Genomic DNA, 20568 nt, shown 5'->3' on the forward strand with positions numbered 1-20568 from the left:
ATCGGTCCGGGAGTTTCCTTTTGTCATACGCGGTCGAACTGCGGGAGGGCGCGCGCAAGGGTGCGTGGGATAGCACCCTCTACTGCCTGCGCGCGGGAGCGGGCGCATTACGCTCGTGGCTCCTGATCAGCGCCCTGATCGGGGCCCATGCGCTGGTGGTCGTGTATGTCGGTGTCCGTCTGCGCCGGTGGGTCGCGGCCCCCCTGGTGCGCGGGGCCGCTCGGGACCTCGCCCTGGCCAGGGAGTTTCTGCAAGGCCCGGATCAGCGGGACGAGGTAACCGAAAACCTCCACTGCCCGGACCTGTGGAACGCGATTCGCTGGATGTGCGTCAACGCGCTCCTCGGGTTGTCGTGCGCCGTCATCGCCATCATTCTCGGAATCGGTGTCCTGGTCTCCTTCACCTGTCTGTTCTGGTGGTGGGCACTGCCGACGGAAATGGCGGTGAGCCCCGGCGGTTATCCCGTCGACTCATGGGGGGCGGCGCTCACCACCCCGTTGGTCGGGCTGGCATATCTCGCCCTCAACCGGTATTTCGTGCCTCGGGCGGCCTCGGCTCACGCGCACCTGGCGGGGTGTGTCCTCCTGCGGGCGGGCGCCGGCCGGCTTCGTGACCGGTTGGCCGAAGCCAACCTTCTCCGCCAGGAGGCCTTGGAGGCGCACGGCATGGAGCTGCGCCGGATCGAGCGGGACCTGCACGACGGCACCCAGAACCGGCTCGTCGCCGTCCGCATGCACCTGGGGTTGATCGAGCGTGTGATGGCCAAGGACCCCGAGCGGGCGCGGGAGCTGATGACCCGCGCGAAGGACGCCTCGGAGGAGGCCCTTCGGGACCTGCGCGCCGTGGTCCGCAGCATCTACCCGCCGATCCTCGCCGACCAGGGTCTGGCCGCCGCGGTCTCCTCCTTGGCCTCCCGGTCGGGGGTGCCCTGCGAAATGGAGGTCGGGGAACTGCCCCGGCTCCCGGCGGCCGTCGAGGCCGCGGCCTACTTCGTCGTCACCGAGTCCCTCACCAACGTCGCCAAACACTCCGGTGCCTCCCGGGCCCGGGTCCGCCTCGCGGAGGACGCGTCGACCCTCACCGTGACGGTCGACGACGACGGTGAGGGCGGGGCCGACGAGCACCTGGGCAGCGGACTGTCCGGGATACGCCATCGGGTGGCGGCCTTCGACGGCCGAACCCGCGTCACGAGCCCGCCCGGCGGGCCGACTGTCATCGAGGTGAGGCTGCCGTGCGCGTTCTGATCGCCGAGGACGACGTGTTGCTCCGTCAGGGGCTCGTCCTGCTCCTGGAGGTGGAGGGGTTCGAAGTGGTCGGCGCGGCCGGAGACGCCGCCGAGTTCCACTCGATGTTCGAGGAGCTACGGCCGGACGTCGCCGTCTTGGACGTGCGTCTGCCGCCCGACCACCGCAGGGAGGGCCTCGACATAGCCGCGCGGATCCGCGCCGAGATCCCGGGTTTCCCCATCCTCGTCCTCTCCGCGCACGTGGAGGACGGATACGCGAGCGAACTGCTCGCGGACAGCCACGGTATCGGCTACCTGCTCAAGGACCGCATCGGTGAGGTCGCCGAGTTCTCCGACGCGCTCAGACGCGTGGCCGGGGGCGGGGTGGCCCTCGACCCCGAAGTGATCGCCCACCTGCTCAGGACGCGGTCCGGGAACGACCCTCTGGAGAGTCTGAGCCCCCGTGAGAAACAGGTGCTCGCCCTCATGGCCGAGGGGCACGACAACGCCAGGATCCGTGACCTCCTCGACCTGTCCACCCCCACCGTGGGCAAGCACATCGGCTCGATATTCACCAAGCTCGGTCTCACCGAGGAGGGGAGCAACCGCCGGGTGCGGGCGGTTCTGGCCTACATCAGGGGGTGAGGTCCCGTTCCCGGAGACCGGTCGACACCGTCGGCGCCCAGCCGCTCGCGCAGCTCCTCGGTGAGGCGACGCACGTAGGGGTTGCCCAGATCGGGGCGCCCCCGCGCACGCGACGCCCGATCCAGGGCGTCGGCCGCTCCGGCCGGATCGCCTTCGGCCAGCAGGACCCGGGCCTCCAGTTCGGTCACGCGCGCCCTGGCCTCGGTGCCGGCGAGGGAGTCCGCGAACGCCCCCGCGCGCGCCCATGCCGCGCGGGCCCGGGGCGGGTCGTCCTCGGCAAGGGCGAGGGAGACCTCCCGACACAGCAGCTCGGCCCGCAGGTAGTCGACGTCCACCAGGGCGCCGTCGAGCAACTCCCGCGCCCGGTCGAGCAACTCACGCGCGTGCGCGTGGTGTCCTCGGGCGAGGGCGGGCTCCACCAGGCCGAGCACGCACAGGATCCGATGTTCGATGGCGACGGGTTCGGGGTCGTCCCACACTCCGCGCAGCACACGCTCGGCCTCGTCGAACCGCTCCGCACGCACCAGTTCCCCGCCGAGTTGGAGCAGGAGTGATACGGGCGGGGCCAAGGAGCCCAAGGAACGCTCCAGGACGAGGGCCCGACGCAGGTCGCTGACGGCCCCGTCGTTCTCTCCGCGCGCGGACCGGTAACCGGCGAGCGCTGCGGTGAGCTGCACGGTCGTCCACAGGTCGCCCAGGTCGCCGAAGGACTCCGCCGCCGAAGCGGTGAGCCGCTCGGCGAGGGCGGCGTCCCCATCGCCCTCGGCGGCGAGGGCGGCGGTGGCCAGACCCGCCGCACGCACCCAGGGGTGCGCGTGGTCGCGGGACGCCTCGGCGTCCGCGCGTACGCCCGCGTGGTCCCCGGTCATGAGCCGGTGCTTCGGGGCGATCATCGCGAGCGGGGGATACTCCGCCAGGGCCTCGGGGGTCAGCGCGAGGCCGGACTCACGGGGCGGGGGCACGCCCGGTCCGGGGACGGGCAGGATGGCGCGCACCGCGGGGAACACCGCTCGGGCGGTGGAGGGGAGCTCGTCCGCGGAGTCGGACAGTTCGTCCAGTCGGCGGGCGGCCTCCTCGTAGCGGCCGCGCACCACCCAGTACCAGCACAGCGCCAGCGCGATCCTGGCCGCGGGCCCCGTTTCCCCATGACGTACCAGGTGGCGCATGCTCTCCACGAGATTGCCGTGCTCCTCGTCGAGTAGCTCCAACGCCTGTCCCTGGTCCGGGCCGATCAGCCGCCGGGAGGCGTCCTCCGCCAGGTCGGTGAAGTATCGCGCGGCCGCGTCGCGTGTCCGCCGCTCCTCGCCGCTCTCGCGCAAGCGCTCCTCCAGGTACACACGGGGTGTCTCCATGAGACGGTGCCGCACCCCGGACCCGGGTGACTCCGTGACCTGGACGAGGGACCGGTCGACCAGGGAGGCCAGGAGGTAGGGGACCTCGGCGCGGGCGAGACCCTCGCACACGGCCTCGGCGGCGGAGACCGTGGAGCCGCCGGGCAGGATCGACAGTCGGCGCGACACCAGGCGTTCTTCCTCGGTGAGCAGGTCCCAGGTCCAGTCGAGCACCGCGCGCAGGGTGCGGTGTCGGGCGTTGTTGGCCCGGCGGGCACCCGCGAGCAGTTGGAAGCGTTCGTCCAGGTGCCGGGAGATCTGGTGGACCGTCATCGAGCGGATCCGGGCCGCGGCCAGTTCGATGGCCAGCGGTAGCCCGTCCAGACGATGACAGATCTCGGACACCGCCTCGGCGTTGTCCTCGTTCACCGTGAAGCCGGGCCGGGCCAGGGCGGCCAGCTCGGCGAACATCTCCATGGCCTCCGAACCCTCGGTGTCCAGGGCCTCCACCCGAACGAGGGCTTCTCCGCCGACGGCGAGGGGCTCGCGGCTGGTCGTCAGCATGAGCAGGTCCGGGCAGTGGGAGAGCAGCCTTTCGGCCAGGTTCGCCACGCCTTCCACCAGGTGTTCGCAGTTGTCCAGGACCAGCAGCGTGGGCGCCGTCGACAACGCGGAGACGACCCGGGTGAACCGGTCCGGTCCGGGGGGAACGGCCGCCGAGCCGCCCAGGACGCCGGCGAGCGTCTCGATCAGGCCGTCGTCCTCGCGCAGGGGGGCCAGTTCCACGAAGCGCACACGCGTTTCCGAGCCCTGGGAGGAGCAGTACTCGGCGGCGAGCCGCGTCTTACCGACCCCGCCCGGGCCGATCAGGGTCACCAGCCGGGTTCTGTCGAAGGCGGATCCTATGGTGAAGAGCTCGTCGCTCCGACCGAAGAACCGGGTGAGGTAGGGGTTCACCCATTCCCTGGGGCGTACGGAGGCGCGGTCCCGCAGCAGCTCCTGGTGCAGTTCGCGCAGCCAGGCGGAGGGGTCGGTGCCCAGTTCACGGGACAGGGCCGAGCGCAGCTCCTCGTAGACGACGAGCGCCTCCCCGCCCCGGCCGGTGGCGTGCAGAGCCTTCACCAGCAGGCCGTGGCAGCGTTCACGGAGGGGGTGGTCGGCGCACAGGGAGCGCAGCTCCGGCAGGACGGTGGGAGCCTCACCCAACCGGAGGGCGGCGTCGGCACGGTCCTCGACCGCGCTCAGCCGCAGTTCCTCCAGCCGCAGGGCGTTCTGGCGGGCGAAGTCCGCGTCCACACCGCCCAGGGCGGTACCGCGCCACAGGCCCAGGGCCTGGTCCAGGACGGACGCCGCCCGCTCAGGCGAGTGTTCGAGCAGGCGGGTGCCCTCCGCGCACAGCCCGGTGAACGCGTGGAGGTCGACCTCCTCGGAGGTCAGGTCCAGACGGTAGCCGCCCGAATGCGCGTCGGGGCCGATCTCCAGGCCGTGTTCGTGCAGGCTGCGGCGGGTTCGCGAGACCAGACGCCGCAGGGTGTGCACGCCTCCGTCGGGCGGAGTCCCGTCCCATAGGTCGTCGAGGAGAGTGTCCACCGGGACGGTTCGTCCGGGGGACAACGCCAGTCGGGCGAGTAGTGAGGTGGCACGTCCGCCCACCACGGACAGGCGTCGGCCCCGGTCGTCTCGCACCTCGAAGGGACCCAGCATCGCGACTCGCACGCTGGACAATCTCTCAGAGCCCGCCGCCGCCGCACAAGGCGACCGCACTCCCGGCGCCGGCACCGGCAGGGGTGCCGCGTCGTTTCGACGAACGTCGGGCCCGCGTACCCCCCCTACCGGCGAGCGTTGGGAGGTGATGGATGTTCGGCCGTGATCAGGGGGTCGGGAGGACGGGTCCCGCGAACGCACGTCCCGCATCCGGCGGTCCTCCGCGCCGCCCGACCGAGGCCGCCCCTCGGAGCCCGTGGCCCGGGAGGGCGGACCTAGGATCCGTCGGTGCGGAGCAGGTGTCGACGGTCGATCTTCCCGTTCCGGTTCAGTGGCATTTCCTCCACCGTCACCAGCCGGGACGGGATGAGGGCCGACGGCAAGACGTCGGCCAGGTGGCGGCGCACGTCGCCCAGGTCGATGGCCGCCCGTCCCTCGGCGTACTGGATGTAGGCGACCAGGGACTGACCGCCCGTGGCGGTGTCCACGTCCACCACGACGGCCCTCACCGCCTCGTGGGAGGACAGCGCCGTCTCCACCTCACCCGGCTCGATGCGCAGCCCGTTGACCTTGATCTGGTCATCCATGCGCCCCAGGAACTCCAGTTCCCCCTCGGGGGACCAGCGCGCACAGTCACCGGTCCGGTAGAGACGACCACCGTCCGGTGACCACGGATCGGGGACGAACCGCTCGGCGGTGAGACCGGGGTGGCCCAGGTAACCCCGGGTGACGCCGGCCCCGCCGATCATCAACTCCCCGGGCACGCCCACCGGCATCGGGTTGTGATGGGCGTCCATCACGTACGCCCGGTGATTGGCCACCGGGGACCCGATCGGCGTCCGCCTCTCCTGCGAACCGTTGACGCACAGGTAGGCGACCGTGAACACGGTGGTCTCCGTGGGCCCGTACTTGTTGTAGACGGTTCGGTATCCGTTCTGCAAGGCGGACACCACGTCCCCGGTGAGGGCCTCACCTCCGACGTTGATCATGCGAAGGTGGGGCAGGTCATCGACGTCCAGCAGCCGGGCCACCGCCGTGGTGATCTCCAGGAAGGTCACCTTCTCCAGACGCATCAACTCCACGAGTGCCTGAGGATCCAACAGGACACTCCTCGGCGCCAGGACCAGCGTCGCGCCATTGCACAGACCGGCGAAGAAGTCGACCACGCTCACGTCGAAGCACGGGTTGGAGTACTGCAGGACCCTGTCGCCCGGACCGACGCCATAGGACCGGCGGTTGCATTCCACCATGTTCACCACCGAGTCATGCTGGACCAGAACCCCCTTGGGCAGACCAGAGGACCCCGAGGTATACAGCACGTAGGCCAGGTTCTTCGGCGTGACCTCGACCTTCGGGTCGTCAGCGGGCGCCGCACGGAGGGTTCGCTCGACGGCGGGGGAGTCCACGCACAGCGGCAGCACCTCGTCCGGAAGCGACTCCGCCAATGCCATGGTGGTCACCACCACCGAACACGCGCTGTCGCGGATGATCCCGGCGATTCTCTCGGCGGGATGGTTCGGGTCCAAGGGAAGGTACGCCCCGCCCGACTTGAGGATTCCCATGATCGTTCTGGGTAGTTCGAGGCCGCGCGGAAGCAGCATTCCGACGACGTGTTCACGGCCCACCCCCAGACGACGCAGGTGGAAGGCCAACCGGTTGGCGCGCGTGTTCAGCTCCGCGTAGCTCAGTTCGTCGTCGCCGAACCTGGCGGCGGGGGTGTTCGGTGCCTTCGCGACCCAATACTCGAACAACTCGTGCAGGCATTTACCGGTGACGTCCGAGTAGTCGACGGCGGTGTCGTTCCATCCGGACACGGACCGCTTGTACTCGCCGGCGGAAAGGATCGGCAGCTCACTCCAGCGTGTGCCCGGCGCTGCCAGACCCGCCGCCACGAAGCGGGTGAGCCGGCCGGAACGCCGATCGCCCCACACGTCGCCGAGTTTCCCCGGCCGACACCGGACCAGGAATTCGTACCCGTCGTCCGGTCCGGGCAGTGGCTCGATCCGGGCCAGTGCGTCCCCATCCTGTTCGTCGTCCGGCGCGAGGTCCGTCTCGAACCGAATCGGGTACGCGTTCTCCGTGATCGCCGCCTTCTTCCAGAACCCGTCCGTATGGAACGCGGCCCGTTCGAGGAGTTCACCGAAGGTCGGATCGTCATCGGTGCGCACTCGCACGATCAATGGCTCGTCCGCGACCTCGTCCTTGGCGGGGAGCAGGTCGACACGTACCTCGGAGACACCGGTGACCCGGGCCAGAACCCCCACGAGACCGGCGATCAACACCCTGGGAGGAACGGCCCAGGATTCGGGTTCCGCTGATGCGTCGCTCATAGTGTCGCTCCATACCGAGGGTGAGTGCGCCTGATGTGGTCCATCGTCCGGAAGAGCATTCTCGCGCAGGGGAGGGCAGGTGCGGCATCGGGGTTTTCCCCTACTCCCGTGGCGGCGCGCACGTCGAAAGACTGTGCGGAACGTCGGCCGATGGTGGACGTACGCGCATCGGGAAGAAGAGACGATCATGGTCGAAGACGGAGAGATCGAGCGGCGTCTGGAAAGACTCGATCCCCGACAACGCGAGGAGTTCCTACGACTACTGAGGGAGCGCCGCCGTTCCGGGACGGTGCCCTCGGTCCGTCGCCCCGAACCCGGGAGGTCGGCGACGCGAACCGTCGTCCCCATGAGGAAGGGCTCCGACGGGACACCGATCATCTTCGTCCACGCGGTCAACGGCACGGTGCTGCCCTACCTCCGGCTCGTCGACGTGCTCGCGGCCGGGCCCGCGGTCCACGGTCTTCAGGCACCCGGGATAGAACGGGGCGACGCCGTGGCGAACTCCCTGCGGGAGATCGTCGACGTCCACGTCGCCGCGGTGCGTGATCTCGTCGGTGCCGGCCCATGTCATCTGGTCGGCTGGTCCGCCGGAGGGGTCCTCGCGCACGCCCTGGCCTGCGCCCTGCGCACCGAGGGGATCCGGGTGGACGGGTTGGTCCTGCTCGACAGCCTGCCTCCTGAGGATTCGACCATCGACGGGTCCGCGCTCTTGGCCTACCTCACCGACAGCTTCGCGCTGACCCTGGAGAAGCATCCTCCGGGTCTGGACCCTGATGAGCTGCGTGGACATGACGAGGACACGCGCCTGAGCCTGGCCCTGAACGCCCTGGTCGCCTCCGGATGCGTTCAGGAGGGCGAGCGCGAGGGAGCGCTACGGCGACTGCGGATCGGCCTCGCCCTGATGACCGCGGGCGCGGGCGGCTCGCCCCCCACCTACGACGGCGACCTCCACCTCATCACCGCGGCCGACGGGGTGCCCGGTGCCGAGGCCAGGGCACTCTGGGGCGCCCACGTTCGAGGGCGCGTGTCGCACCGCACCGTACCGGGTGACCACTACGGCATGATGCGGCCCCCCGAGAGCGACCGGCTGGCCGAAGTGCTGGACCGGCTCTTGTCCGGGACGGGGCCGCGGTTTCAAGCAGAACAGGATCGAGGAGTCCACCAGTGAGTACACGATTCCGTCCCGTCACCGATGACGAGATGACCCACGCCTTCGCCTATGAGGTCACCGAACCCATCAGCAAGGTCACCCGCGACCAGTACGAGTTGGAGGCGGAGGGCGCCCATTACCGTCCCGAGTGGACCTGGATCGCCGAACGCGATGGTCGAGTGCTGGCCCGCGCCCTGTGGTGGGGGTTCTCGGACGGGAAGTACCCGCTCGCCCTCAACTGCCTCTCCACGGCCGACGACGTGGAGGACCCGGTCGCGCTCGCGGCCGAACTCCTGGATGCCGGTCATCGGGCCTTCCGCGACTCGGGAGCCCAGGACCTCCCCGACTACCACCTCAAGCTTCCGGTCGGCTGGCGTGAGCGTCCCGACGTGGTGAGCGCCCTCGAATGGCGTCACGCGGCCGCGACCCGGGCCGGGTTGAACATGGAGAACGAGCGCCTGCGCTTCGAATGGACCCCGGACATCGAGGTGGCCGATCCGGAGGGGAGGCTCGTCTATACCCCCGAACCCGACGACGAGGTCTTCGCCGAGGTCTTCCGGAGGGTGGCGGTGGACAGTCTCGACTTCGACACCCGGCAGGAACTCCTCGTCATGAGTCCAGAGCGGCAGGCCCGTGAGGACTTGGAGCTCTACCGTGGCTTTCCGGGAAAGCGCGAGTGGTGGCGTCTCGCGCACACCCCCGAGGGAGAGCTGGTCGGGCTGATCGTCCCCACCCGCAACCCCTACGGTCCGACCATCGGTTACATCGGGGTCGTGCCCGAACAACGGGGCAACGGCCACGTCCGGGACATGCTCGCGGAGACGACCCGCATCCTCGTCACGGAGGCCGAAGCGGCGCACATCTCGGCCGCCACGGACCTGGCCAACAGGCCGATGGCCGCCGCCTTCGAGGCCGCGGACTACCGGAACACGGAGATCCGGCTCGTGCTGTCACCCTCGCCCGGAGAACAGGGGTGAGCGCCCGGGACCCCCTCCCATGGAGACCGGCACTGGTGCTGTCATCGGTGTTCGCGGTCGGTCTCCTCAGCCTGATCCCCCTACTACCACCCGATCCGCTCCCGGCCACCGCGAGTTCCGAGGAGTTCTCGGCGGATCGGGCGAGCGAACACATCGAGCGGATCGCTGAGCGCCCGCGTCCCTCCGGAACGCCGGCGGCCGCCGATACCAGGGCCTACCTGACCGGTGAGTTGGAGGATCTGGGCCTGGAACCCGAGGTCCTGACGGCGACGGTGGAGCGGGACCTGACGTTCACACCACACGTCGTGGGCAACGTCGCCAACGTGCACGCCGTCCTCCCCGGCACGGGAGACGGGGGGCGGGTCCTCCTGGTCGCCCACTATGATTCCGTGCCCATCGGCCCGGGAGCCACCGACAATGGCATGGGCGTGGCCATTCTCTTGGAAGTCGCCCGAGCACTCACCGAGGGGCCCGCGCCGTACAACGACGTGGAGTTCCTCTTCACCGACGCCGAGGAATCGGGCCAGTTGGGCGCCCGGGCCTTCACCCTCGACCCCGAGGTCGCGGGTGATCCGGACCGGACGGTGGTCCTCAACATGGAGGCGCGCGGCACGAAGGGGCCGGCGCTCATGTTCGAGGCCGGGGACCGGGCCGGGGCGTTCGTTCCCGCGCTGGCCGAATCCACGCCCTTCGCCGGTTCCTTCTCCGACGGCGTCTACCGTGTACTGCCCAACAACACCGACTTCACGGTCTTCTCGGAAGCCGGGTACACGGGGATGAACTTCGTCATCCTCGGAGGATCCGCGCGCTACGACACCCCTCTCGACGACCTGGGGTCATTGGACGCGCGCAGTCTTCAGGACATGGGGGACACGGCGCTGGCCACCACGGCCGCGCTGACGGAACGGGATCCGGCCCTGGAGGAGGGTGGGGACATCACGTACCTGACCGTGTTCGGTGTCCTCGTGCACTACCCGATCGCCCTGGCGTACGTACTCGGCGCCCTCGCGGTCGTCGGCACGGTCGCCGCCCTGTGGTTCACGCGCCGGGCAGGACTGCTGAGCCTGGCGGAGGTCCTGCGAACCGCCGCCGGGTACACGGTTCCGTTGGCGGTGGCGGCAGGACTGGGGGTGATGGCGTGGTGGTCGGGCGTTGCCGTGCGACCGCACTTCGAGAACTTCCCGTTCGGGGACACCTATCGGCCGGCCCCGGTCCTGGTGGGGCTGGTCCTGCTCACCCTCGTGACATGTGGGGTGTGGGCGGGCCGGGTTCGACGGCGGCGTGGGGACCCGGCCCTGTTGGCGGGGGCCCTGGTCTGGTTCTGTGCGCTCACCGTGATCCTCACGGTGGCGGCGCCCGAGGCCGCATACCTGTTCACCTGGCCGGCGATGGCCGGGGCGGCGGGGCTCGCCCTGGCGGCGCGGACCGAGGAGGGCTCGCCCCCGCGGTCCTTCGCCCTGGCCGCGGGAGCCCTGGTCTCGATGGTCCTCTTCCCGCCCGTCGTGGCCCTGTTGTTCCCCACCGTCGGACTCGCCCTGGCCCCGGTGGTGTTGGTGGTGTTGGTCCTGGCGTTGCTTCCGCTGATGCCCCAACTCGGTCGGTGTCGCGGGAGACGACCGTCGAAGGTCGTGACGGGGGCGGTGGCCACGGCCGCGGTGGTCGTGATCGCGGTGGGCTTCGTCGTGGACGGTGTGGACGAAAAGCATCCCGCCCAGTACAACCTGCACTACGTCTACGACGACGACACGGGACGGGCGGTCTGGTTGAGCCCCAACGCCGCGGGCTCGCCCTGGCTCGACCAATACGTCGTGGGGGAACCGCAGGACGTCGAGGACACCTTTCCGGCCTTGTACCTGCCAGAGGGATACAGAAGCGGTCCGGCGCCCGTGGTCGGTCTGCCGATCCCCCGGGCCGAGGTCGTCGACTCCCACGAACTCGACGACGACCTGCGCGAGGTGCGCGTGCGCCTGACCGCGGGGGGAGAGCGCACCACCGTACTGTCCCTGTACTCCACGACCGGCCCCGACCGACTGGAGCGGGTCGCCGTCGACGGAGTCGCCCTCTCCACCGCCGTGAACCGGCCGGACACCCACACGGGATGGGACTGGGGGTTCCACTTCGTCGCCCCAGGTGACGGCGTGGACCTGACGTTGGTCGTGCGTGGCGAGGAAGATCTACCGCTGCGGCTGCTCGCATACACCGCCGACGTGCCACGGGACGCCCTGGGCGACCCGAAACCGGCCACGGTGACCTGGTCCGCGGGTGGTTTCGGACGCGGTATCGCGGCCGTCACCAGCGAAGTCTGACCCGGTCGGGGAATCCCCCGACTACAGGCGCCCACAACGGAACGCGAAGGTCGTGGGTATGGAGAACAAACAGAACCCGTCCCCCCGGACGCTGGCGCTCTGGAGCGCTCCACGGGCGCGGTCGACCGTCTTCTTTCGGGCCATGGTCGAGCGTGGGGACCACATCGGACTGCACGAGCCGTTCTGCAACATCATGGACTTCGGCGCCACCACCGTCGAGGGCCGGGAGGTCCACACCCACCGCGCTCTCGTAGGGGCGATCCGGGATCTCTCCAAGCGTCGACCGGTGTTCCTCAAGGACACCACGGACCATCGTTACCAGGAGGTCCTGGAGGACGCCGACTTCCTACGGGAGGTCGTGCACACCTTCCTCGTTCGTAGTCCCGACCAGATCGCGGCCTCCTACTTCGCCCTCCGACCGGAGATGGGGGAGGGCGACATCGGGCTGATCCAGCTCCACGAACTGTACGAGGCCGTGATCGACGCGGGTGGTCGGGCGATCGTCATCGACTCCGAAGATCTCGTCCGTGCTCCCGCCCGCACCCTGTCCGCCTACTGCCGGGAAGTGGGGATCGCCTACGACCCCGCCGCACTGGAGTGGGAGCCCGGCGGCCGTCCCGAATGGGAGCGGTCCAAACGCTGGCACGTCGGTGCCAGCGAGAGTTCCGGCATCCACGGGACCGTCACCGAGTACGCGGACACGGTGGACAACAATCCCATGCTGGCCGCGTTCAGCGACCACCACCGTCCGGCCTACAGGGCCCTGCGGGACCGCAAGCTCGTCATCGCCTGACCCTCCTCATCCCTCACCACGCCGAACAAGGAGTCCCCCATGTCCATTCAGCTGGACACGATCTCGGCCGATGCCTTGGCACAGGAACGCTTCCAGGTTCGAAAGAAGGAGATCCAGGACCTGATCTCCGGTCACGTCGTCGGTGACCCGCTGCCCCGAATCGACTACACCGAAGAGGAGAACCTCCTCTGGGAGGAGGTCGTGGGCAAGCTCAAGAGCGTGCACCGCTCCACCGCGTGTGCCCGATACCTCGCCGCGGCCCAACGCGTCGACCTGGGCCTGGGTCGCGTTCCCTCCCTCCCCGAACTGTCCGAGGAGATCAGCTCGGCCACCGGATTCGGCCTGCTGCCCGCGGGTGACCTGGTGCCGGCCCGGCAGTTCTATGAGGCGTTCGCCGACCAGCGCTTCCACAGCACCCAGTACCTACGCGCGAGCCACACTCCCTACTACACACCCGAACCCGACCTCATCCACGAGTTGGTCGGCCATGCGGTCATGCTCGCCGACACCGGCTTCGCCGACCTCTACCGGTGCTTCGGTGAGACCGCGCGGCGGGTGCGCTCCGAGTCCGGTCTCGATGCCCTCAGCAAGGTCTTCTGGTTCACGATGGAGGTCGGCGTGATCCGCGAGGCCGGAGGTACGCGTGCCTATGGTGCCGCCCTGCTCTCCTCGGTGGGAGAGCTGGAGGGGTTGGCCACCACACCGCTCCAGGGCTTCTCCATCCAGGGCATGCTCGACCAGCCCTACGACATCACCGAGCATCAGCCGGTGCTGTTCGCCGCGGATTCGTTCGAACAGTTGGACGGCGAGATCCGCGGCTTCCTGGAGAAGCTCGCCTGACCTCGGCCCACGTGGTGTGGTGCCGCTCCCGACGAAATCCGGTATCGGCGCCACATCCGTTCACGGTCCCGTTCCCAGCCCCCTCTCGGCCGGGCTCCTCCGAGCGGGGGCCGACACGACGATGGGGCCCGGCCACCCACGATCCCGAGGAACTCCGATGACCATGCCTTCGTCGGCACCCACCGCGGTGTTCGTCCCGCGCCCGGTACCCGATCCGGAGCTACGCCTGTTCCTGATGCACCACGCCGGTGGCTCGCACCTGCTCTACCGGGAGTGGCTGCCACATCTCCCCGATGACTGGGAGGTGTGCCTGTTGGAGGCGCCCGGCCGGGGCAGGCTCGCGGGTCACTCCGCGCTGACGGAGGTGTGGGAGCTCGTCGACCACGTCCGGTCGGCGATCGTTCCGCTCATGGATCGGCCGACGGCCTTCTTCGGCCACAGCATGGGCGCCCTCGTCATCCACGAACTGGTGCGGACGCTGGCCCTTCGAGGGGATCCCCTTCCCGTCTGGGCGGGGCTGTCCGCCTGGTGCGCGGACGTGGCCGAGGAACGGATTCCCGCCCACACGCTGCCCACCTCCGAACTACGGAGCCGTGTCGCGGAGCTCGGTGGGACACCCCGTGAGCTCCTTGAGGACATCCGACTCTGGGAGCTGTACGAGCCGGTGATCCGTGCCGACTTCCACTTGGTCGACACGTGGGCCCCGGACGAGGGCGCACCCTGGCCCGCGGGTGTCCCGGTGTCCGTGTTCGGTGGGTCCGAGGACGCCGTCGCCGAACCGGGCGTGCTGCGTGAATGGAGTCACCGCGAGTTCCCGGGCGGACCGGAACCGCGCGTGTTCCAGGGAGGGCACTTCTACTTCCAGGGGAGGGTCGGCGAGGTGGTCGACCACCTCGTGGGAGACGTCCGCGCGGTACTGACCACGAAGGCGCCCTGACCGGCGCGGCGGTGTGATCGTCGGGGTAATGACCGACAGGAATGTCGGAGCCCTCCGTGCCACCGTGAACCTGTCGGAGATTCCGGCGGCGTGACGGGAGACCGCGTCTTCCGCGTCACGTGTGAGATGTGGATCCACACGACCACGAGGAGATGTCCATGAGTGTCACCACAGCGACCCCCCACCGTTCGCTCGCTCCGATCATGGAACGGTGCGTAGAGCGGGTTCGTACGGACGGATACGTCCACGTGCGGCGGTCCGACGTCCTGGAACACCAGGTCGACGCCGCCAGCGACGGATTCCGCTCGGCCTGGAGCGACCTGCCCTTGGACCGGGAGCTGGCCGACGGCGGCACCTACCGGCAGCGTCGGTACGGACGGCTCCGGGTGCGGGTGGAGGACGGCGAGCTCTCGTTCCGGCCCCTTGAGCACACCGACTTCCGACAAGACGTCATCCCGTTGTGGGAGGGCAAGAACCGCAGCTTCGCCCCGATCGGGAACGAGGTACTGCTGCACGCCGGAATGCGCGCCCTGGTCGGATGGGACGCGCGGATGGCCACCAGCCTGTCCGGGGTGACCGACTGGGAGGTCGGCCTGCACGTGGTGCGGATCGTGGCCCGGCCCGGAGCCGAGGGCAACCCCACCCCGGAGGGCCGCCACCGTGACGGCCACATGTACGTGGGCATGCACATGCTGCGTCGGGAGGCCTGTTCGGGCGGTATCTCCACGGTCTACCCGGAAAGCGGTGAGCCGGTCGTCCTCACCATGACCGACCCCCTGGACGCCGTGTTCGTCGATGACGGCCGGGTGACCCACGAGGTATCCCCGATCAACGCGGTCGGCGACATCGCCGGTGTTCGGGACATGTTGCTGGTCGACTTCAACCCCGCGGGCCCGGAGGTCTCCTGATGACCGTCGCCGGCCCCGAGGTGGACCTCCTGCGCGCCCTGGTCGAGACCCCCTCCACCTCGGGGAACGAACACGAGGCCGTCTCCTTCACCGCCCGGTACATGAAGGACCTGGGTTTCCGGGTCCACGTCGACGAGGTGGGCAACGTCCACGGATCGGTCGGGGATCCCACCGCGTTCGAGGTCCTCATGCTCGGTCACATCGACACCGTGCCGGGAGAGGTGCCGATCCGTCGGGAGGGGAACGTCCTCTACGGGCGCGGCACCGTCGACGCGAAGGGACCACTGGCCGCCATGATCTGCGCGGCGGACCGGATCTCGCGTGCGGAGACGCCCATATGCGTGACCGTCATCGGTGCGGTGGGCGAGGAGGCGGACTCACCGGGAGCCCGTCACCTGCTGGGGCGGCCCACCCCCGGAGCCCTGATCATCGGCGAACCCAGTGGTACCAACGCCGTGGGCATCGGTTACAAGGGTGTGTTCCGGTTCCGTGTCCGGTTCGTCCGGCCCGCCGCGCACACCAGCTCCGGCCAGGAGACCGCGGTGGAGGCGGCGAGCGCGTTCTGGTCGCTGGTGCGCGAACGAGTGGACAAACGACGCAACTCGCCACTGTTCGACTGTCTCCAGCCCTCACTCGTCCGCCTGACGGGAGACCTGGAGACCGCCGAGGCCGAAATCTCCTGTCGTGTCCCGACGACCTTCGCCCCGGCCGCCTTCATCACCATGCTCGACGAGATCGCCGGTGAGGACGAAGTCGACGTCCTGGAGTTCGTTCCGGCGGTGCGCACCTCACGGGGTAACCCCGTGGCCAAGGCCCTGAGCGCGCAGATCCGGTCTCGGGGTGAGAAACCGGTGGTCAAACTCAAGCTGGGCACCTCGGACTGGAACGTGGTCGGTGCGCAATGGCCGGTCCCCACCGCGGCCTACGGGCCCGGGGACTCAAAGCTGTGTCACACCGATGACGAGCACGTGGACCTCACCGACTACCTCGCCTCCATCGACGTCCTCACCGGTGCCCTGCTCCGGATGTCGGAGGCGATGGAGCGTCCCCTCGTCACGGTGAGTGATGATCATGACAAAAAAGGAGGTCACATCACATGACCACGGATCGACGACCCTTGGCGGTACTCACGTCGAGGGTCCGACTCGAAGAACGCCTGCTCCTCAAGGAGCTGCGCCGACGTGACATCGAGTTCGAGCAGGTGGACACGCGTTCGCTGACCTTCGACCTCGAAACCGATCGCCCACTGACCGTTCCCTACCGAGCCGCGCTGAGCCGGGAGATCTCCCACGTTCGCAACTCCTACGCGAGTCGCATGCTCGAACACGCCGGAATCCCCGTCATGAACAGTGCAAGCGTGATCGACCTGTGCGGGGACAAGCTCCTGACCACCCTGGCCCTGCGCAAGGGCGGGCTCCCCACCATCCCCGCGCTGGTCGGCCTCGTACCGGACGCGGCGTTGGCGGAACTCGACCGGTTCGGTTACCCGGCCGTGGTCAAGCCGTTGACCGGATCCTGGGGGCGCCTCGCGGCGCGCATCCGTGACCACGAACAGGCCGAGTCGGTGTTGGAACACCGCGCGGCGTTCAACGGACCTCAACACCAGATCACCTTCGTCCAGCAATATGTCGACAAACCGGGCCGCGACATCAAGGCGTACGTGTTCGGTGGTGAGGTGATCGGGGCCATCTACAAGGTGCACGACCACTGGCGGACCAACACCGCGCGGGGAGGCCGGGCCGAGCCGTGCCCGCTCACCGACGACCTGGTGAAGCTACTGAAGAGGACGGCGGACGCGATCGGTGAAGGCGTTCTGGGCGTGGACGTCATCGAGGACCGGAGCGGCAGGATGTACGTCAACGAGGTCAACCACACGCCGGAGTTCCACGGGGCCATCGAGATCCTCGGGAGCGACCTGGTCGGCGCCTACGTCGACTACACCCTGCGGAGCCTGGACCTATGGGAGGAGCCGTGAGCGTCCGCCAGGGTGCGGCCGGGGTGCCGGCCGTGCCGATCCCTTGTGATGGACGCGGTGTCGACCTGCCCGCGGCCTCCTACGACTGGATCCGGGTGACGTTGGACGTCGACACCATCGGGGTGGAGACCGTCTGGCTGTACTACGAGGACGGGGTCGAACCCGAATACCTGCACATGACGGCGGTCGGGATCGTACGGGCCCGCATCGCCGTACCCAGACGGGAGACCCTCGTGGGCCTGCGCCTGCCCCGAAACCCGGGTGTCAAGGTGCTGTCGCTGGAGCCGATCCCCGCCACACGACGCATGGAAGGGATGGAACATGAGTGAGCGACCCGCGATCCTCGGCGGTCGTAGGACGGTCCGTCGAGCGGCGACCACACGAGCCCGCATCGGCTGGCCCGTGGTCACCGACGAGGAGCAGAACGCCGTCGCGGACGTCCTCGCCCGTGGACCGTACACCTCCAATGACGCCGGCCGGGGCGCGGTGTCGGCGCTGGAGTCCGAGTGGGCCGACTATGTCGGCACCCGACACTGCGCCGCGGTCGCCAACGGTACGGCCGCGCTCGAACTCTCCCTCGCCGCCTTGGACATCGAGGCCGGGGGAGAGGTCCTGGTCCCGGCCCTGACCTTCGTCGGGACGGCCGTGCCGGTCGCCCAACGTGGGCTGGTACCGGTGTTCGTCGACGTCGATCCCGTCGACTACACGATCGATCCGGTCGCGGCCGAGGCCGCGATCACCTCGCGTACCCGGGCGATCATCGCAGTGCACCTGCACGGTCTGCCATGCGACATGACCGCTCTGCGCGCCCTCGCCGACAAGTACGGCCTCTACCTCCTGGAGGACGCCGCCCAGGCACAGGGGGCCCTCTACGGGGACAGGCGCGCCGGTTCGATCGGTGACGTCAACGCGACCAGCCTCAACGTCGTGAAGAACCTGCCCACCTGTGGGGAGGGCGGTCTGGTCACCACCGACGACGAGCGATTGTACGAGCGCGTGGTGCTGCACCGTCAGTTCGGTGAGGATCTGCGAGCCGGGGAGGAGCGCGATTACCTCTCCCGGGTCATGGCGGGGAACGAGAAGCTCAGCGCGGTCCAAGCGGCGTTCACCTCCTGCCAACTACGGCGTCTCGACACCGATACCGAGCGTAGGGACAAGGTCGTACGTGGATTTCTCGACCGGCTCGCCGAACTGCCGGGAGTGGTCGTACCGCGTGTGCCCGAAGGACGCACCCACGCCTGGCACATCCTGCGCCTACGCTTCGATCCGATCGCCGCGGGCCGTCCGGACCTCGCCCCCGGGGTCTTCCGCGAGATCCTGCGTCGGGCACTGGGAGCCGAGGGGGTGCCGCTACAGCCGTACCAGGTGGTCCCGCTGCCGGGACAGCCGCTCTTCGCCTCCTACGGTCGCCGGATCGAGGACTTTCCGGTGAGTCTGGGGGTCATCGAGGAGACGCTCACCCTCCAGCGTTGGCACCTCAACCCGGAATCCGAGCCGGTGCTGAGTCTGTGCGCGGACGCCTTCGAGAAGGTCTGGGGCCACCTGGACCGCGTGGTCGCTCATTACGGGGACCTGGACTACCGGCCACCCTGGCACAAGGTCACGGAAACGGCGGAGGTGTCCCATGGGTGAGACGACCTCTCGTGAGGACGTGGCGTACCGGGTACGCCGACGCGTCCTGGACATGGGCGCCACCCCCAACGGTGCCCACATCGGTGGAAGTCTGTCCTGCGCGGACATCCTCACTGTTCTCTACCGGGACGTGCTCAGAGTGCGGCCCGACGAACCCGAGTGGCCGGACCGCGACAGGTTCGTACTCAGCAAGGGCCACGCGAGCGCCGCCCTGTACGCGGTCCTCGTGGAGTTCGGCTTCCTCCCCGAAGAGGAACTCGGCACCTACGGCGCTTATGGCAGCCGCCTCGCCGGCCACCCGCTCCGGCGTCTTCCCGGGGTCGAGTTCCCCACCGGATCGTTGGGACACGGACTCTCCCTGGCGGCCGGCGCGGCGTTGGCGGCACGCCGTACCGGTGGCCGAAGTCGGGCCTTCGCCCTCCTCGGCGACGGAGAGCTCCAAGAGGGCTCGATCTGGGAGGCGGTGATGTTCGCGGCCCACCAGGGCCTGGACAACCTGGTCGCCATCGTGGACCGCAACGGTCTCCAGATCACCGGTTCGACCGAGGATTGCGTGGGGCTCGAACCCTTGGCCGAAAGGTGGAGCAGCTTCGGCTGGGACGTCGTCCAAGTGGACGGTCACGACATGGAGGCGCTCCACGAGCACCTGACCGGACCACGCACGTCGACCGGCCGCCCGATGGTCTTGCTGGCCGAGACGATCAAGGGCCGAGGAGTCCCCATGTTCGAGAACAAGAAGAAGAGTCACTCCGTGCAGCTGACGGAACGGCTGCACAAGCGTGCGCTGTTCGGTCTCGGAAAGTCGAGGACGTGATGACCGAACGGACCGCGGACACCCTGGCCCCTCCGACCCGGCGAGAGGACGTCGACTGGGCGGATCACTACGCCGTCCCGGCCCGCGAGGTGTACCGACGCACACTCGTCGAACTGGCGGAACGCGACCCCCGGGTGTTCTGTCTGGACACGGACATGGGGGGACTGGAAAGCGGGTTCGCCGAACGGTTGCCGGAACAGTACGTCAACGTCGGCATCGCCGAGATGAACCTCATGGGTGTGTCCGCGGGGTTGGCGGCGGGCGGCCTGCTGCCCTACGCCAACACCCTGTCCGGTTTCGCCACCGCCCGTGCCTGTGAGGCCTTCAAGGTCGACGTGGCGGGCAACGACCTTCCGGTGCGCGTGGTGGTCACCCACGGTGGTGCCTCCTCAGGACACTACGGGCCCACTCACCACGCACTGGACGACATCGCGATCGCGCGGACCCTGCCGAACATGACGGTCGTCGTCCCCTGTGACGCGGCCGAGACGGAACGGGCCGTACTCGCCACGACGGACCTGGAGGGGCCCTTGTTCCTGCGGCTGGGGCGAGCGGCGACCCCGGTCATCGGAGATGCCTCCGCCGAGTTCGCCCTGGGCCGAGCCCGTGTGTTGCGGGACGGCGGCGACGTGACCATCGTGGCCGCCGGACCCCACCCGGTCCACATGGCCGTCGAAGCGGCGCACGCCTTGGAGGCCCGTGGCGTCTCCACCCGGGTGCTGAACATGCACACCATCAAGCCCATCGATCGGGAGGCCCTGATCGAGGCGGCCCGGGAGACACGCGGGATCGTCACGGTGGAGGACCACCTGGAGATCGGTGGGCTGGGTGCCGCGGTCTGCGAGGTGGTCTCCACCGAGCACCCGTGTCCCGTACGGCGGGTGGGGTTCCCCGACGCCTACCTGGACTTCGTGGCCGACGAACGCGACCTTCTGACGTACGCCGGGATCAGTCCCGAACGCATCGAGAGGGAGGCGTTGGCCATGGTCCGGCGTTGAGCG

At 69.2% G+C, this 20568-nt stretch carries 17 protein-coding genes; 15 read left to right on the forward strand and 2 right to left on the reverse strand.

Annotated features, from left to right (window positions below; translation table 11 throughout):
- Positions 1 to 20 precede the first annotated feature (20 nt).
- Entirely contained in the window at positions 21 to 1244 is a 1224-nt protein-coding gene (locus tag ACWGSK_RS17035) for a sensor histidine kinase (RefSeq protein WP_358511741.1), read from the forward strand.
- Positions 1232 to 1870: a response regulator transcription factor gene (locus ACWGSK_RS17040; RefSeq protein ID WP_358511744.1), complete on the forward strand. Its 639-nt coding sequence runs from the start codon at positions 1232 to 1234 to the stop codon at positions 1868 to 1870. Before ACWGSK_RS17035 ends, ACWGSK_RS17040 begins: the two co-directional genes overlap by 13 nt.
- Here ACWGSK_RS17040 and ACWGSK_RS17045 read toward each other — a convergent pair.
- Positions 1855 to 4917 (reverse strand): BTAD domain-containing putative transcriptional regulator, encoded by a 3063-nt coding sequence (locus ACWGSK_RS17045; RefSeq protein WP_358511747.1) that lies wholly within the window; start codon positions 4915 to 4917, stop codon positions 1855 to 1857. The two genes, ACWGSK_RS17040 and ACWGSK_RS17045, sit on opposite strands and share 16 nt — an antisense overlap.
- Positions 4918 to 5180: 263 nt before the next feature.
- Positions 5181 to 7235 (reverse strand): non-ribosomal peptide synthetase, encoded by a 2055-nt coding sequence (locus ACWGSK_RS17050; RefSeq protein WP_358511750.1) that lies wholly within the window; start codon positions 7233 to 7235, stop codon positions 5181 to 5183.
- Positions 7236 to 7422: 187 nt separating this feature from the next.
- Between ACWGSK_RS17050 and ACWGSK_RS17055 the strand changes: the two genes are divergently transcribed.
- The 13 genes from ACWGSK_RS17055 (at position 7423) to ACWGSK_RS17115 (ending at position 20565) form a co-directional block, all read left to right on the forward strand.
- Positions 7423 to 8403, forward strand: coding sequence for a thioesterase domain-containing protein (locus tag ACWGSK_RS17055; RefSeq protein ID WP_358511753.1), 981 nt, complete (start codon positions 7423 to 7425; stop codon positions 8401 to 8403).
- The gene (locus ACWGSK_RS17060) at positions 8400 to 9362 is read left to right on the forward strand and encodes a GNAT family N-acetyltransferase (RefSeq protein WP_452456217.1); all 963 of its coding nucleotides are present in this window, start codon (positions 8400 to 8402) and stop codon (positions 9360 to 9362) included. The genes ACWGSK_RS17055 and ACWGSK_RS17060 overlap by 4 nt, the downstream gene beginning before the upstream one ends.
- A gap of 35 nt (positions 9363 to 9397) precedes the next feature.
- The gene (locus tag ACWGSK_RS17065; RefSeq protein ID WP_452456218.1) at positions 9398 to 11668 is read left to right on the forward strand and encodes a M20/M25/M40 family metallo-hydrolase; all 2271 of its coding nucleotides are present in this window, start codon (positions 9398 to 9400) and stop codon (positions 11666 to 11668) included.
- 58 nt (positions 11669 to 11726) lie between these two features.
- Positions 11727 to 12461 carry a sulfotransferase-like domain-containing protein gene (locus tag ACWGSK_RS17070; protein WP_452456219.1) on the forward strand — a complete coding sequence of 245 codons (735 nt, stop codon included), beginning with the start codon at positions 11727 to 11729 and terminating at the stop codon, positions 12459 to 12461.
- A gap of 39 nt (positions 12462 to 12500) precedes the next feature.
- Positions 12501 to 13301 (forward strand): phenylalanine 4-monooxygenase, encoded by an 801-nt coding sequence (locus ACWGSK_RS17075; protein ID WP_358511765.1) that lies wholly within the window; start codon positions 12501 to 12503, stop codon positions 13299 to 13301.
- Positions 13302 to 13458: 157 nt separating this feature from the next.
- Positions 13459 to 14238, forward strand: coding sequence for a thioesterase II family protein (locus tag ACWGSK_RS17080; RefSeq protein WP_452456220.1), 780 nt, complete (start codon positions 13459 to 13461; stop codon positions 14236 to 14238).
- Between the two features lie 158 nt (positions 14239 to 14396).
- A complete protein-coding gene (locus tag ACWGSK_RS17085) occupies positions 14397 to 15146 on the forward strand; it encodes a 2OG-Fe dioxygenase family protein (RefSeq protein WP_452456221.1) in 750 nt (249 codons plus the stop codon).
- Positions 15146 to 16246 (forward strand): M20/M25/M40 family metallo-hydrolase, encoded by a 1101-nt coding sequence (locus ACWGSK_RS17090; RefSeq protein WP_358511774.1) that lies wholly within the window; start codon positions 15146 to 15148, stop codon positions 16244 to 16246. The genes ACWGSK_RS17085 and ACWGSK_RS17090 overlap by 1 nt, the downstream gene beginning before the upstream one ends.
- Positions 16243 to 17121 (forward strand): lysine biosynthesis protein LysX, encoded by an 879-nt coding sequence (gene lysX / locus ACWGSK_RS17095; protein WP_358511777.1) that lies wholly within the window; start codon positions 16243 to 16245, stop codon positions 17119 to 17121. Before ACWGSK_RS17090 ends, lysX begins: the two co-directional genes overlap by 4 nt.
- Complete coding sequence (locus tag ACWGSK_RS17100) at positions 17118 to 17450, forward strand: hypothetical protein (RefSeq protein ID WP_358511780.1); 333 nt, start codon at positions 17118 to 17120, stop codon at positions 17448 to 17450. The genes lysX and ACWGSK_RS17100 overlap by 4 nt, the downstream gene beginning before the upstream one ends.
- Positions 17443 to 18753, forward strand: coding sequence for a DegT/DnrJ/EryC1/StrS family aminotransferase (locus ACWGSK_RS17105; RefSeq protein ID WP_452456222.1), 1311 nt, complete (start codon positions 17443 to 17445; stop codon positions 18751 to 18753). The genes ACWGSK_RS17100 and ACWGSK_RS17105 overlap by 8 nt, the downstream gene beginning before the upstream one ends.
- Positions 18746 to 19567 carry a transketolase gene (locus tag ACWGSK_RS17110; RefSeq protein WP_358511785.1) on the forward strand — a complete coding sequence of 274 codons (822 nt, stop codon included), beginning with the start codon at positions 18746 to 18748 and terminating at the stop codon, positions 19565 to 19567. Before ACWGSK_RS17105 ends, ACWGSK_RS17110 begins: the two co-directional genes overlap by 8 nt.
- Positions 19567 to 20565: a transketolase family protein gene (locus ACWGSK_RS17115; RefSeq protein WP_452456223.1), complete on the forward strand. Its 999-nt coding sequence runs from the start codon at positions 19567 to 19569 to the stop codon at positions 20563 to 20565. Before ACWGSK_RS17110 ends, ACWGSK_RS17115 begins: the two co-directional genes overlap by 1 nt.
- The last annotated feature ends 3 nt before the right edge of the window (positions 20566 to 20568 follow it).

The sequence above is a fragment of the Nocardiopsis sp. NPDC055551 genome, assembly GCF_053619415.1.

Excerpts from the sequence above, each read along its gene's own strand:
- ACWGSK_RS17050 (WP_358511750.1), bottom strand. The coding sequence starts at position 7,235 with ATGAGCGACGCATCAGCGGAACCCGAATCCTGGGCCGTTCCTCCCAGG.
- ACWGSK_RS17055 (WP_358511753.1), top strand. The coding sequence starts at position 7,423 with ATGGTCGAAGACGGAGAGATCGAGCGGCGTCTGGAAAGACTCGATCCC.
- ACWGSK_RS17070 (WP_452456219.1), top strand. The coding sequence starts at position 11,727 with ATGGAGAACAAACAGAACCCGTCCCCCCGGACGCTGGCGCTCTGGAGC.
- ACWGSK_RS17075 (WP_358511765.1), top strand. The coding sequence starts at position 12,501 with ATGTCCATTCAGCTGGACACGATCTCGGCCGATGCCTTGGCACAGGAA.
- ACWGSK_RS17080 (WP_452456220.1), top strand. The coding sequence starts at position 13,459 with ATGACCATGCCTTCGTCGGCACCCACCGCGGTGTTCGTCCCGCGCCCG.
- ACWGSK_RS17085 (WP_452456221.1), top strand. The coding sequence starts at position 14,397 with ATGAGTGTCACCACAGCGACCCCCCACCGTTCGCTCGCTCCGATCATG.
- ACWGSK_RS17090 (WP_358511774.1), top strand. The coding sequence starts at position 15,146 with ATGACCGTCGCCGGCCCCGAGGTGGACCTCCTGCGCGCCCTGGTCGAG.
- lysX (WP_358511777.1), top strand. The coding sequence starts at position 16,243 with ATGACCACGGATCGACGACCCTTGGCGGTACTCACGTCGAGGGTCCGA.
- ACWGSK_RS17105 (WP_452456222.1), top strand. The coding sequence starts at position 17,443 with ATGAGTGAGCGACCCGCGATCCTCGGCGGTCGTAGGACGGTCCGTCGA.
- ACWGSK_RS17110 (WP_358511785.1), top strand. The coding sequence starts at position 18,746 with ATGGGTGAGACGACCTCTCGTGAGGACGTGGCGTACCGGGTACGCCGA.
- ACWGSK_RS17115 (WP_452456223.1), top strand. The coding sequence starts at position 19,567 with ATGACCGAACGGACCGCGGACACCCTGGCCCCTCCGACCCGGCGAGAG.